Raw genomic sequence first — 13,766 nt, 5'->3', positions numbered from 1 at the left:
CGCCGTCGAGCTTCGCGACGTAGCGGCTTCGCAGGGCCTCGCGGTCGTCCAGGGTGAAGGTGCGCTGGCCCAGGTCCTTTCCCTCGGCGCGAGCCTTCTCCGCGATGGCGTCTTCCATGTAGCCGATGAAGGCGGTCTCCAGGCTGTCCGCGTTCCGGGCCTCGATGAGCTTCTGGGGGCTGTCCGCCGCCAGCACCTTGCCCGCGTTCATGAGGGAGATGCGGTCGCAGCGCATCCCCTCGTTCATGAAGTGCGTGGTCACGAAGATGGTGACGCCCTGCTTGCGAGACAGGTCGATCAACAGCTCCCAGAAGCTGTCCCGGGCGACCGGATCCACTCCCGACGTGGGCTCGTCCAGGATGAGGATCTGCGGCCCGTGCAGCACGGCGACGGCCAGCGAGAGCCGCTGTCGCAGGCCCATGGGCAGGTCTCCGGCCAACGCCTCCAGGTGCGAGCCCAGCCCGAACCGCTCGACCAGCTCCTCGATGCGCGCCTTCGCCTTGTCTGGAGGCAGGTGGTAGAGCCGGGCGTGCAGGACCAGGTTCTGCTGAACGCTCAGCTCGCCGTAGAGCGAGAACGCCTGCGTCATGTAGCCCAGGTTCTTGCGCACCTCCATGCTGCCTGCGTCCACGGAGCTGCCGAAGAGCTTCGCCGTGCCTTCCGTGGGAGGCAGCAGGCCGGTCAGCATCTTCATGGTCGTGGACTTGCCGCAGCCGTTGGAGCCCAGGAAGCCGAAAATCTCACCGCGCTCGATGGACAGGGTGACGTGGTCGACGGCGGTGAAGGTCCCGAAGCGGCGGGTCAGCCCGTGGGCCTCGATGGCCAGCTCCGCCTTGCCCGGGGGACGGGGCGGGATGGTGATCTCCTTGTGGCCCCGGCGCTTCTCCTCGGGCAGCAGCGCGATGAAGCACTTCTCCAGGTCCTGGGTGCCTGTGCGCTCCATCAGCTCCGCGGGCGTCCCTGTCGCCAGCACGCGGCCCGCGTCCATGGCCACGATCCAATCCCACTGCTGCGCCTCGTCCATGTACGCCGTGGAGATGATGACGCTCATGCCGGGGCGCCCGGCGCGGATCTCGTCGATGAGGCTCCAGAACTGCCGCCGTGAGAGTGGATCCACGCCGGTGGTGGGCTCGTCGAGGATGAGCAGGTCCGGGTCGTGCACCAGCGCGCCGCACAGCCCCACCTTCTGCTTCATGCCGCCGGAGAGCTTGCCGGCGGGGCGCTCCGCGAACTTTCCCAACCCGGTGGCCGCGAGCAGCTCCGGGACGCGCACCTTGCGCTCCTCGGGGGACAGCCCGAAGAGCCGGGCCATGAAGTCCACGTTGTCGTAGACGCTGAGCTCCAGGTAGAGGTTCTTGCCCAGGCCCTGGGGCATGTACGCGATGCGCGGGCCCACGTCGCGCCGGTGCCGGGCGTCCGCGATGTCCCCGTCCAGGACCATCACTCGCCCCTGCTGCATCTTCTTGGCGCCCGCGACCAGGGCCATCAGCGTGGACTTGCCCACGCCGTCAGGCCCCACGATGCCCACCCGGATGCCGCTGGGGACGTCGAGCGAGATGCCGTCGAGCGCGACGGCCTTGCCGTAGCGGTGGGTTACGTCCTGGATGGAGACCACGAGCCGGCTGCTGGAGCCGACTGGCGACCCTGGAGACACGGATGAGACCATGGCTGGGCCCTCCCTTGTCGCCGGGCTAGTGGGGTTCGGATTCCGCGGTGACGACGTTCTGAAGCCGGGAAGGCCATGCGGCCTCAGGGTCCACCTTCACGTAGCCGACGCCGCGAATGCCGGTCTTGATGCGCTCGACGTAGCGGCTGGCGAGCTCGCGGGGGACCTGGAGCTTCAAGCGGAACACCAGCTTCTCCCGCTCGCTCTTCGTCTCCACCTGCTTGGGCGTGAACTGCGCTTCGGGTGAGACGAAGGACACGTAGCCAGGGATGGAGCGGTCCGGCTCGAAGTCGACGGTGAGGCGCGCCTCGGAGCCAATCTTCACGCGGGCGGCCTCGCTCGCGGGCAGGAAGATCTCCATGAAGACGTCCTCCAGGTTCACGAGCGTCAGCGCCGGTCCGCCGGGCGACAGCACCTCGCCGGGCTCGGCGAGGCGGTAGAGGACGCGGCCCGTCACCGGAGACTTGAGCGTCGCGTCGGCGATGCGCGTTTGAATCGTCGCCGCGTTGGCTCGCGCCACTTCGATCTCCTCCCGCGAGGTCTTCAGCGTGGCCTCTGCTTCCGCCAGGCTGGCCCGGGCGGTCTCCAGCTGGCTCGCCCGAACGTCCACGTCCCGCTGCGAGCCGGCGCCTTGCGACACCAGCCTCCGGGAGCGCTCGGCCTCGATGGTGGCGAGCTCGATTTCACTCTTCGTTTTGACGATGCCCGCCTCGGCCACCGCCAGCTTCTCCTGCGTGGCCGCGACGTTCGCGTTGGCCTCCGCCAGGCTGGACTCCAGCGTGGTGGTGTCCAGGTGCACCAGCACCTGCCCTGGCTTGACGAGGTCGCCTTCGTTGACGAGGACCTCCTTCACCCGCAGGGGCTCCTTCGCGGAGACATCCGCCAGCTTCGACTCGATGCGGCCGTTGCCCGCGACGATTCCCTCCGGCAGCGCGGACTTCTTCCCCTTCCAATACTTGAAGCCGATGAACGCGATGATCGCGAGGGCGACCAGCCCAATGACCCACTTGTATTTCCCTTTCGGCTTCCAGGGCATGGCGGACTCTCTATGGCTTGACGGGTTGCGAGACCGTCTTGGTTTCTTGCGTCCGCGGCTTGGACAGCATGTCGCCCCAGTGGGTCCGCTGCTCCATCTCCGCCTGCATCGGCTCTGGCACGATGGGCTGGTCGCGGCGGACCTCCCAGCCTCCGCCCAGCGCCTTGTAGAGGGCGACCAGGTTCGTGGCGATGGAGGAGCTCGTCTGGGCCAGGTTGTTCTGCTGTTCCAGGAGCGACCGTTGCGCGTCCAGCACGCGCTGATAATCCACGGCGCCTTCGCGGTACTGCACCAACGCGAGCTCCACCGACCGCTGCGCGGACTTCACCGCGGCCTGCTGGAAGGTCATGGCCTGCTGGGCGTGGATGAACCCCGTCAGGGCGTCCGCCACCTCCTGGGCCGCCTTGAGCACCGTGTGGCGGTAGTTGACGAGCAATTGCTGGAACCGCGCGTCCTCGACCCGCACCCCGTTCTTCAGGCGGCCGTAGTTCAGGAAGGGAAAGACGATCCGGGGGCCCACGGAATAGAAGAGGCTGCCCAGGGAGAAGAGATTGCCGGAGGCCGCGGCGCTGGTGCTCGCCTGGAGCCCGACTGACCCGAAGAGGGAGAAGCTCGGGTAGAGCTCCGCCTCGGCGATGCCGATCCGGGCGCACTGCGCGGCGGCATACAACTCAGCGCTGCGGACATCCGGGCGTCGCCGCAGGATTTCAGCCGGCATGCCGAGGGCCACTGTCGCGGGCGCCACCGGAATCTGCTTGGGGCCCGCCAGCAGCGCCTCCACCTCGCCCGTGGGCTGGCCCAGGAGCGTGCTCATGGCGTTGCGAGCCTGCTCCAGCCCGGCTTCCAACTGGGGGATGGTGGCCCGGGTGCTCTCCAGCAGGGTCGAGGCCTGCGTCACATCCAGCTCCGAGGTGACGCCGTTGCTGAAGCGCGACTCGGCGATCCGGTAACCCTCCTCCTGGATCCGCACGTTCTCCCGCGCCTGTTCGATGAGCACCTCGTACGTGCGGACCAGGACATAGGTGCGCGCGACCTCCGCGGTGAGCGAGACGAGCGAGGACTGGTAGTCCGCCACCGACCCGAGCAGGCCCGCGGCCCCCGCCTCCACGCCCCGCCGGTACTTGCCCCAGAAGTCCACCTCCCACAGCGCGTCGAAGCCCAGCTGGTACTCCAGGAAGTGACGGTCGATGGAGCCCAGGTTCTGCAAGTTGATGGGGTTGGCCGCGGCGGAGTTCTCACTGCGCCCCACCGCGGCGCCGCTGGCGGAGAGGGCCTGGACCTGCGGATACTGCCGGCCGGTGAGGATGGCCAGCTGGGCGCGCGCCTCGACGATTCGCAGCCCCGAAATCTGCAGCGGCAGGTTCTGCCTGGCGGCGAGCTCGACGAGCCGGTCCAGCGAGGGATCGCCAAACGACTTCCACCATTGGGTGTCGACCGCGCCCTGTGTCGACAGGCGCGGGTCGCCCTGGGTGCGCCACTCCTTCGCGACCGTGGCCTCGGGCTTCTTGAAGTCGGGGCCGACCGCGCACCCGGCGAGGACGCTGAGCAGGGAGACGGTGCTGACGAAGGATTTCATCCCCTGCATGGCGTTGGCCGTCCCCCGCATCCGCTACACCTCGATGGGTGGGCAGAGTCCGCACGGGGTGAAGCGCGCGGAAGTACGAGCCGTGCGAATGCCCCAGGGGGCAGTGTTCGATGTCCGCCGGCCCATGCCAGCCACCGACCCGGGGACGGCGTGGCTGTCATCCGCCGCACCGTGCGCACGTCTGACATTGCGCGTGCCGGGGGGCCGCACAACCCTATGGCCATGGCACAGGACACCCCAAAAGAGCCCCTGAAGCGCAAGGCCTATACCCAGGAGCTCCGCAAGCTCCAGTCCCAGCTCTGCCAGCTTCAGGAGTGGGTCAAGCACGCGCAGATGCGTGTCATCGTGGTGTTCGAAGGCAGGGATGCGGCGGGGAAGGGCGGAACGATTCGCGCCATCACCGAACGGGTGAGTCCCCGGGTGTTTCGCGTGGTGGCCCTCCCGGCGCCTTCGAGCCGCGAGAAGTCCCAGATGTACCTGCAGCGGTACGTGCCGCATTTCCCCGCAGCGGGTGAGATCGTGATCTTCGACCGCAGTTGGTACAACCGGGCCGGCGTCGAGCCCGTGATGGGCTTCTGCACGCCTGAAGAGCACGAGCGCTTCCTGATGGGCTGCCCCGTCTTCGAGCAGTACATGGTCGACAGCGGAATCCTCCTGCTGAAGATCTGGCTGGAGGTCGGCAAGGAGGAGCAGGCGCGGCGGTTCGCGGCGCGGATCGACGACCCCCTGCGGCAGTGGAAGCTCAGCCCCATGGACATCAAGTCCTGGAAGCGCTGGTACGACTACTCCAAGGCGAGGGACCAGATGCTGGCCGCGACGGACACGCCCTTCGCGCCCTGGCACATCCTGCGGTCCGACAACAAGAAGAAGGCGCGGCTCAACTGCATCCGCTTCCTGCTGGAGAAGATTCCGTACGAGAAGGTGAAGCGCGCCAAGGTGAAGCTGCCCCCGCGCTCCAAGCATGGCGAGTACGACGACGGCGCTTCGCTCAAGGGACGGAACTTCATCCCCGAGCGGTACTGAGCGCCGTGACGAGCTGTGCCCTCGTCACGGCGCGGCGCTGTCCTGCTCGCTACTGACCCAGAACGACGCGGAAGATCCGCTCGTTGCTGTTGTCGGGGATGCTGTCCTTGTCACCCTGGTTGGTGGTGGTCATCCAGAGGTTGCCGTCCGGAGTCGGCTCCACGGTGCGCAGCCGGCCGTAGGTGCCGACGAAGAACTGCTGCACGTTGGTCAGGTTGGTGCCGCTGATGACCTCGCGGTAGAGGCGCGTGCCGCGGGCGCAGGCCACGTAGAGGACGTCGCGCACCACCGCGATGCCAGAGCAGGAGCCGTCCGCCGTGGAGTAGGTCTGCTTCGGCGCGATGTACCCGGCCGTCGCGCAGCCCGAACCGCCCTGGGACACCGTGCCCTCGCAGTTGGGCCAGCCGTAGTTGCCGCCCTTCTGGATGAGGTTGGTCTCGTCCATCACGGAGTTGCCGAACTCCTGCTCCCACAGCCGGCCCTGCGAGTCGAACGCCAGGCCCTGCGGGTTGCGGTGGCCGTAGCTCCACACATGGTTGCCGAAGGGGTTGTCGGACGGGACGGTGCCGTCCGCGTTGAGGCGCAGCACCTTGCCGGCCAGGTTGTTGATGTCCTGCGCGTAGGCGCCGTTCTGGGCATCACCCGTGGACGCGTAGAGCTTCCCGTCCGGGCCAAAGCGCAGCCGCCCGCCGTTGTGGAACTTGTTGCGGCCAATGCCCTGGAGCAGCACCTGGAGCGACGCGGTGTTGAGGGCGCCGTTCTCATACCGCAGCCGCACGATGCGGTTGTCGGTGGGGGAGGTGTGCATCACGTACAGCCAGCGGTCGGTGGAGAAGTTGGGGGAAAGCGCCAGCCCCATCAGGCCGCCCTCGCCGTCGGTGCTCTGCACGTTGGGGACGGTGCCCACGGACGTCTTCTGTCCCGTCGCCGGGTCCAGGCGAACGATGTTCTGCGCGTCGCGGCGGCCGTAGAGCACCGTGCCGTCCGGCAGGTTCACCAGGCCCCACGGGATGTCCGTGTCGGTGGCGACCTGGATGACGGAGCAGACGGCGTTCGCGCAGGCCTGACCGGTGGTGACCGTCACGGACGCGCTCTGGGCGGACGCGTTGGCCTGGGCGTCGCGGGCGAGCACGGCATAGGTGTAGGCCGTGTTCGCGGACAGGCCACTGTCGACGAAGGTCGTCCCCGGCGGAGAGCCGGCCACCGAGCCAATCTGCACGCCTCCCCGGAACACGTCATACGCGCGCACGCCCACGTTGTCGGTGGACGCGGTCCAGTTCACCGTCACGCTGGTGCCGGACGCGGTGGCGGTGACGCCGGTGGGGATGCTGGGGGCCTGGGTGTCCGCCTGGCATTGCGGCGGGGTGATGGAGAGCGTGGTGCTGCCCTGGGAGACATTGCCCACCGCGTCCCGCGCATTCACATACAGGCCCCAGGTCACGCCGGGCACCACGGTCAGCCCGGTGGACACCGTGGCGCCGGAGACGGACTTCATCAGCTGGCCGTCATGGTAGACGTCGTAGAAGGCGACGCCCTGGTTGTCCGTGGACGGCGACCAGGACAGCGTGGCCGAGTTGCACGTCACGTTGGACAGCGCGAGCCCCGTGGGCACGGTGGGCGCCTGGGTGTCGGCCGGCAGCGACCACTGCTGGTTCGTCTGGGCGTTGCAGGTCCAGACGATGACCTTCGAGCTGTTGGCGGTGGCCTGACCGGACACGTCCAGGCACAGCGAGGTCGCCGTGTGGATCACCGCGCCGGCGGTGTTGCGGACCCACCGCTGGTTCGCCGTCCCATTGCAGGCGGCGATGACGGCCCGGGCTCCGGAACTGGCGGTCTCCGGCTGGACGCACCACGAGCCACCGAACGCGCGCAGCTCGCCTTCCGGCGTGAAGAGGAACCGCTGGTTGTCCTGGCTGTGGCAGTCATAGATGTGGAGCTCCTGCCCCGCGGTCTGGCTGTTCTGCGCCACGTCGAGGCAGCGGCCGGACTGCGTGCTGACGAGCCGCGAGCCGGCGACCACCGCGGCGGTCTGTGTCTGGAGTTCGGGGTCGTTCTCCGGCTTTTCTCCACAAGCAGTGACGGTGACCAGGACTCCGGCCAGAAGGTGACGAACATTCATTGAGGCGCTCCTTTGCATTCCGCCTCTTTCACGGAATCCATGAAAGGCCTCAAGTGAACTCTCTGGCACTCGTCGGCTGATGTTGAGCGGCTATCAACACGCCCCCAGGTTCAATTGCCTGCCGTCGAAGCCGCTCTCACCGCCTCCGCTCTCTCGAGCCGCTCCGCGCGGAACCGGCGCAGGCGGCGGTTGCTGAGGGTCAACCCGTTGATTCCGCCGGAGGCCGCCCGCGTGAACGTGACCGTGCCGAGCGAGCCGACGAAGTGGTCACCGCCGATCGCATCCAGCACCACCTCGTCCCGGCGGGGCCAGCGGATGGCCAGCTTCCCGTCCATGACGCGCACCGTGAAGGTCATGTCGACCTCCTCGCTGCGGTACTGCCCCGTGAACGTCGCCAACGCCGTGGCCGTGGGCTTCGGCGCGGTCACGCGGATGAAGGGTCTCGTCGTCGGCCAGAAGTCCCGGATGCTCAGCTCGCGCGAGCCCGAGAAGCGCCAGACATGCGTCGACTCGCCTGGACGGAACGCGCCATCGCCCATGGGCACGAAGGCCTTGGGCACGCCCACCTGGCGCAGCGCTCCGTCCTTGAACTCCAGGCGCACCACTTCATCCGTCAGGGGGCTCCAGTAGTCGCCGGCCAGTGCCGACACCTCCGTCTCCGCCATCTTCACCGCGGGCGGCACTTCGTCCTTCATGTGCGCCCCCAGGTATACGTCGGCGACCTTCCGTGCGAGCTCCCCCGCGTCGATGGTGCCGCTGTTGCAGAGCGTGACGATGGCGACCCGCTGCGCTGGAAAGAGGAGGGACTCCGTGCGGTAGCCGCCGTCCATGCCGTCGTGGCTCACCATGTCCAGGCCGCGATACCCCGCCAACCGGAGGCCGCCGCCGTAGCCTGTCGCGGTGCCGTCGTTCAACCTGCCGGAGGTCCGCACCAACGCGACCAGCGCCTGCCCACCGATGCGTGCGTCGAGCAGGTTCTGCTCCCACTTCAGCAGGTCGCCAATCGTGGAGTACAGGTTGCTCGCGCCGTAATGGTCGGAATGGGAGTCGCTGAGTCGCCAGCCCCCGCCGTCGCGGGAGGTGTAGCCCCAGGCGCGCCGGGGAAAGAGCTCGGTGTGCTCCTCGCGGAAGCGGGTGTCGGTCATGCCGAGCGGCTTGAAGATGCGCTCGTCGGTGAAGGCTCGCAGCGACTGACCGGAGACGCGCTTCACCACGGACGCCAGCAACGTGTACGCGGCATTGCCATACAGGACCTCCGTGCCCGGTTCGAAGTTCACGCCGCGTTGCCGGCTCAGCGCCCAGAGGATGTCTGCTTCGGTGGACACGTCATCACCGCGCCAGCCCGCCAGGTTCAGCAACTGTCCCTGCTCACGCAAGCCGTTGGTGTGATGCATCAGGTGCGCGAGCGTGATGGTCTTTCCGTACGCAGGCAGCTCCGGCACGTACTTGCGGATGTCGTCGTCCAGCGAGAGCTTGCCCTCCTGCGCCAGCATCCCAATCGAGAAGGCAGTGAACTGCTTGGAGATGGAGGCGATGGAGAAGACCGAACGCGGCGTGACCGCCGCGTCGTGCTCCAGGTCCGCCATGCCGTAGCCTCGCGCGTAGTCCAGCACGCCGTCGCGTGAGATGCCCACGGCGCAGCCGGGCTGGGTCTTGCTGCTCCACTGCGAGAAGAGGGCATCCACCTGCTTGTGGCGGCCCCTGGGCAGCGTGTCCGCGGCCAGGGCGGGGGCCCACGTGAGCGCGACGAACAGGAACGACGACACGAGCAGCTTGCGCGGCATGGAGCGATTCCAGGGCAGGAGGTGAACGGGGGCACCCTGCCTGTGCTGACGCCACGCTGGGGGAGTGTTCAGCCGGTGGGGACTGGCTCTCGGCGAACGGGCACATCCGTGCGGCGAACGGGCCGCACGGCCGAGGAGCATGCCCATCCATGCTCCCCGGCTGCGTCAACTCACGGGTGACAGGTCCTGTATTGCGCCACGGTGGAGGAGGTGCTTACCGAGCAATACAGTGACTTGCTGGACGTGTTTCCCCATTTGTCCTTGGCGGTGACGACGAACGGCAAGTCCGACTGGATGGAGCCGGTGCCCGGGATGTTCCACCACGCGGACCAGGGCGCCTGGGTGAGCGTGACGGAGAAGGTGGGTATCAGGACCTGCGCGAGGGTGATGGACTGGATGCCACGAGGGTCGCTCGCGGGCTCCGCGGAGATGAGGTAGGAGCGGCCCGAGCCATAGAGCGTGAGGTTGATGGTGGGTCCCGTGTTGTCCGCCGTCACCGTACGGGTCTCCGGCGAGCTGGAGACGCCGTTGATGTCCGTGCATTGGAACAGCAGCGAATAGTCACCGTCCGCGCGGCCCGTGGTGTCGACCACGAACTCATAGGGCGCGGTGGTGTCTGTCTGGGTGACGACGCCCCCCTCGCGCAGCTCCACGTGGTGCACGCCCTCCGTGTCCGTGCACTGCACGGTGAACTTCGGCTTCTTCGGCAGGGTGTCGTCCCGGGTGATGCCCGTGATGACCGGCGGGGTGAGGTCCTTGATGAACGCTGTCTGGAAGTTCGCCGTGTTGCCGCACGCGTCGCGAACGAGGGCCTGGAAGGTGTGCGTCCCCGCGGCCATCGCGTCCCCGAAGTCCAGCACGTAGGACGGGGTCGTGGGCTGCGCCACCAGCGTCCCGTCCACATACAGCGCATACGGATATTCGATGCCACAGCCATCCGCCGCGCTGACGGTCAGCCGCACCAGCGAGCCCGGCTGTGTCTTGGCGAAGCTCACCACCGGGGGCGTGGTGTCGAGCGGGGCCGCCCTGGACGTGGTGCCCTTGTTGCCGAAGGCGTCCGTCACCTCCACGGTGAGGTTGTGGGCCAGTGGATCCAGGGGCGTGTAGCTGGCCTGGTACGTCGTGGCTTCGTTCGTCCGCGTGGCGAAGACAAAGCCGTCCACCTTGAAGTCCACCCGCGCCACCGCGGAGATGTCCGTCACGGAGACATTCACCTGGAACGGCGACTCGGTCCCCGCCGCCACCGTCATCGTCACGATGGGCGGCGTGTTGTCCGCCTTCAAGGCGGCATGCTGGACGGCGGCGTTCATGTACGTGTCGTAGACCCGGATGAACACGTCATGGGTGCCATCCGTCCAGGTGGAGGTGTCCAGCTCCTGCTCGTACGGCGGCACGAAGATGCCGTACATGAACTGTCCGTCGGCGCCGAAGTCCACGGAGAGGATTCCGGAGGGGTCGCTCGGGGTGACGGAGTAGCGGGGCTGCTTCGGCGAACCGGAGCGGAGGAAGGAGAAGGTGGGCGCCTGCTTGTCCATCGCGACCGTCACCGTCTTCGTGGCCAGGTTCCCCCAGAAGTCCCATGCCTGCAGTTGGATGGAGTGATTGCCATGGGCCAGCGCGGCGCCCGGCAGGACCTGCGTGAACGTCCATCCGGACAGCGTCTTGATCTGCGTGCCGCCGTCCACCACCAGCCGGGGCGCGGTGGTGTACTGCCCCGGCACTTCGGCGTCGGTGATGGTGCCGGTGCATTCGATGTCCTGGTTCACCTGCCGGCAGCTCAGCGTCGTCTGCGGCGGCACCGAGTCCGGCGCGTAGCCGACGTTGACGGCCGCGAACGCGCGCGCCACGGTCTTCATCCGGTTGCCGTTCAGCACACCGTCCCGCGCGGTCGCCGCCGCGAGCGCCGCCTGGCGGGCCTGCAGGTAGTCCGAATCCAGCGGCATCAGCTGCACCGCCTGCCCCCAGATGCGCAGCGCTTCCGCGGGCCCCAGGCCGCTGAACCCTTCGGGGACCAGCCAGCAGTGCCACGGGCTTGAGGTCTGCGCGCTGCAACCATAGGCCAGCAGCAGGAACATCCGGCTCAGGGGGCCCCCGGAGTAGTGCTCGTCCGCCTGACCGATGGAGTCGAACCACTCCGGATACTGGGGCGCCAGGAGGCTGCGGGACGTGGTGCCCGTCTCCTCGCCCAGGGTGAGGTTCGAGGGCTTCACCGCCACCCCATCGATGTTCGTCGACGTCGACGACGTCCGCTTCGCGTCGCGCAGCAGCTCGGTGACGAAACCAAAGATGTCCCCCGTGCCCTCGTTCAGCCCGGCCCGCTCCGAATGCTCCGTTGGGACATCCGAGGGGTCGCCCGCCAGCTCCCGGCCGAAGAAGTCATGGGCCATCTCGTGGGCCACGATGTCGGTGGTCGTGAGCGAGGTCTTGAGATTTTCGCTGAGGGAGCGGTAGCCGAACCGGAGTGTCGGATTGCGCAGTCCGGGGAGATAGTAGGCGTTCTCTGCGTTGGCGTGCACCTGGACGTCGAAGGGTGTGCCGTCCCCCGTCGGGCCCGCGCGCCCCAGGAAGGTCTCGTAGACGGACCACGCCAGGCCCACGGCGTGGTAGGCGTCCACCGCCGCGGTCTCCCCGTTGGTTCCGAGCGTGCCTCCTCCGCTGTAGCGGAGCCCGTCACCCAGGATCAGGTCCGGGGTGTAATAGAGCTGCCAGGTGCCGCCCCGCCCCTGCGGGACAAAGGCGTAATAGTCATTGTTGTACACGTCCCGCAGCCGGGTGGCCCCGCCAAAGGTTTCGGAGAACACGGACATGTTGACCGCTCCCGCGAAGTAACCCGTGCCCCGGGCCTTCTTGAACGTCCCCTGCACGCCCGTGTGTTCGAGCGGATCCAGGCGCAGCACCTCTCCGCTGCGTGCATCCACCTGCGCGCTCCAGCGCCTCGACACGCCCCCGTCCGCGCCGAGCTTGAGCAGGTAGATGAGCCGCAGACCCGTCACCACCCGCTCGAAGTCCTCGGCGTTCCGGGGACCGGCGAAGCGCGGGGCGGCCACGTCCTTCCGGAGTTGGCGCACCTCCGTGGGCAGGAGCACGAGCTGCGCGGACTCCACCTTCGCGGAGGCGTCCTTCAGGGCCGCGAGCGCGGCGTCCCGGGCCTGGGCCTCGGTGAGCCGGGCCTTCGTCTCCACGGTCCCCGTGGGCTGGAACCGGGCGTTGGAGAAGAAGGTCTGGCCCAGCGCTGACTTCGCTTCCAGGCCCCAGACCGGCACGCCCCGGAAGTGGAGCGTCTGCCGCACCCCCTTCGCATCCGGTATCAGTGCGACATCCCGGAGGTCGAAGCCGCGCTCCGCGACCAGTTGCTCGGCCCGCGTCCGGGCCTGGGCCTGCGCGGGCTCCGGAGCGTCTTCCGACGATGTGGGACCACAACTGAGACACAACAAAACAAGGCTGCCCCGCAGCCAGGAACGCATTTGCATGGAACTCCCCCTCTGCTGGACTCGTGAAGACATCCAACACCTGTGATTGCATGAATTGCTGCTTTCATGCAATCCCACCCATGGCGAGGGGGGACCTGGCTACTTCTTGGCGCCGCGGCCCTTGAACAGCTTCTGACCCAGGGTGAAGAGCACCACCAGCAGGGCGCCGGCGCCCAGTCCCACCGCGGCGTTGAGCAGCATGGGGGTGAGCCCGCCCAGGACGCTGCCCACGCCCGGGACGCGCCCGGCCCACGCGGTGAGGGACTCCTCCGCGTGGTGCAGGCCGGAGATGCCGTGCACGAGGATGCCGCCGCCCACCAGGAACATGGCCGCGGTGCCCGCCACGGAGAGGAACTTCATCAGCCACGGCGCCGCGCGGAGGATTCCCCTGCCCAGGCCCTGCGCGAAGCCACTGCCCTTGCGGCTGAGGTACAGGCCCGCGTCGTCCAGCTTCACGATGCCCGCCACCAGCCCGTACACGCCCACCGTCATGATGAGGGCAATGCCCACCATCACCGAGACGCGGGTGGCGAAGTCCGCCGTCGCCACGGTGCCCAGCGTGATGGCGATGATCTCCGCGGAGAGGATGAAGTCCGTGCGCACCGCGCCCTTGATCTTGTCCTTCTCCAGGGCCACCCGGTCCAGGTTCGGGTCCTCCAGCGTCTTGCGCAGCTCGGCGTTGTGCGCCTCGTCCTCTTCCTTGCCGTGCAGGAGCTTGTGCGCCAGCTTCTCCGCGCCCTCGAAGCAGAGGAAGGCGCCGCCCACCATCAGGAGCGGCGTCACCAGCCAGGGCGCCAGCGCGCTGATGGCCAGCGCGGCCGGCACCAGGATGGCCTTGTTGACCAGCGAGCCCTTCGCCACCGCCCACACCACGGGCAGCTCGCGGTCCGCGTTCACGCCCGTCACCTGCTGCGCGTTGAGCGCCAGGTCGTCTCCCAGCACACCCGCCGTCTTCTTCGCCGCCACCTTCGTCAGGATGGAGACGTCATCCAGGATGGTGGCGATGTCGTCGATGAGCGCAATCAGGCTGCTGCCTGCCATGGATGTCTTCCGGGCTGGGGGGTGGGGACGTCACCCTGCTGC

8 protein-coding genes are annotated in these 13,766 nt (G+C 68.0%); 1 reads left to right on the top strand and 7 read right to left on the bottom strand.

The window, feature by feature from the left end; translation table 11 throughout:
* From D7V77_RS16360 to D7V77_RS16350, 3 genes are all read right to left on the bottom strand, one after another.
* Positions 1 to 1,666, bottom strand: a 1,666-nt coding sequence (locus D7V77_RS16360; RefSeq protein WP_199733793.1) for an ATP-binding cassette domain-containing protein, incomplete at its 3' end; no start/stop codon positions are given.
* Positions 1,667 to 1,691: 25 nt separating this feature from the next.
* On the bottom strand, positions 1,692 to 2,702 hold the full coding sequence (locus D7V77_RS16355) for an HlyD family secretion protein (RefSeq protein WP_120577221.1): 1,011 nt from the start codon (positions 2,700 to 2,702) through the stop codon (positions 1,692 to 1,694).
* A gap of 10 nt (positions 2,703 to 2,712) precedes the next feature.
* The gene (locus D7V77_RS16350) at positions 2,713 to 4,287 is read right to left on the bottom strand and encodes an efflux transporter outer membrane subunit (protein ID WP_233597024.1); all 1,575 of its coding nucleotides are present in this window, start codon (positions 4,285 to 4,287) and stop codon (positions 2,713 to 2,715) included.
* Between the two features lie 222 nt (positions 4,288 to 4,509).
* Between D7V77_RS16350 and ppk2 the strand changes: the two genes are divergently transcribed.
* Positions 4,510 to 5,310, top strand: a complete 801-nt coding sequence (ppk2, locus tag D7V77_RS16345; RefSeq protein ID WP_120577225.1) for a polyphosphate kinase 2 — start codon at positions 4,510 to 4,512, stop codon at positions 5,308 to 5,310.
* 49 nt (positions 5,311 to 5,359) lie between these two features.
* Here the strand turns inward: ppk2 and D7V77_RS16340 are convergent, their stop codons facing one another.
* The 4 genes from D7V77_RS16340 to D7V77_RS16325 form a co-directional block, all read right to left on the bottom strand.
* Positions 5,360 to 7,429: a PQQ-dependent sugar dehydrogenase gene (locus D7V77_RS16340; protein WP_120577219.1), complete on the bottom strand. Its 2,070-nt coding sequence runs from the start codon at positions 7,427 to 7,429 to the stop codon at positions 5,360 to 5,362.
* Between the two features lie 110 nt (positions 7,430 to 7,539).
* Complete coding sequence (locus tag D7V77_RS16335) at positions 7,540 to 9,213, bottom strand: serine hydrolase (RefSeq protein ID WP_120577218.1); 1,674 nt, start codon at positions 9,211 to 9,213, stop codon at positions 7,540 to 7,542.
* A 170-nt stretch (positions 9,214 to 9,383) separates the two neighbouring features.
* Positions 9,384 to 12,683 carry an Ig-like domain-containing protein gene (locus D7V77_RS16330; protein ID WP_147452076.1) on the bottom strand — a complete coding sequence of 1,100 codons (3,300 nt, stop codon included), beginning with the start codon at positions 12,681 to 12,683 and terminating at the stop codon, positions 9,384 to 9,386.
* Between the two features lie 99 nt (positions 12,684 to 12,782).
* Entirely contained in the window at positions 12,783 to 13,724 is a 942-nt protein-coding gene (locus D7V77_RS16325) for a DUF808 domain-containing protein (RefSeq protein ID WP_120577216.1), read from the bottom strand.
* Positions 13,725 to 13,766 lie beyond the last annotated feature (42 nt).

Origin of the sequence: Corallococcus sp. CA041A (genome assembly GCF_003612075.1) — a bacterium.
GTDB classification, from domain to species: domain Bacteria; phylum Myxococcota; class Myxococcia; order Myxococcales; family Myxococcaceae; genus Corallococcus; species Corallococcus exiguus.
This window is presented reverse-complemented; position numbering and strand designations above follow the sequence as displayed.

Coding starts and splice junctions, on each gene's coding strand:
- D7V77_RS16355 (WP_120577221.1), bottom strand. CDS start 2,702: ATGCCCTGGAAGCCGAAAGGGAAATACAAGTGGGTCATTGGGCTGGTC.
- D7V77_RS16325 (WP_120577216.1), bottom strand. CDS start 13,724: ATGGCAGGCAGCAGCCTGATTGCGCTCATCGACGACATCGCCACCATC.
- D7V77_RS16330 (WP_147452076.1), bottom strand. CDS start 12,683: ATGCAAATGCGTTCCTGGCTGCGGGGCAGCCTTGTTTTGTTGTGTCTC.
- ppk2 (WP_120577225.1), top strand. CDS start 4,510: ATGGCACAGGACACCCCAAAAGAGCCCCTGAAGCGCAAGGCCTATACC.
- D7V77_RS16335 (WP_120577218.1), bottom strand. CDS start 9,213: ATGCCGCGCAAGCTGCTCGTGTCGTCGTTCCTGTTCGTCGCGCTCACG.
- D7V77_RS16350 (WP_233597024.1), bottom strand. CDS start 4,287: ATGCAGGGGATGAAATCCTTCGTCAGCACCGTCTCCCTGCTCAGCGTC.
- D7V77_RS16340 (WP_120577219.1), bottom strand. CDS start 7,429: ATGAATGTTCGTCACCTTCTGGCCGGAGTCCTGGTCACCGTCACTGCT.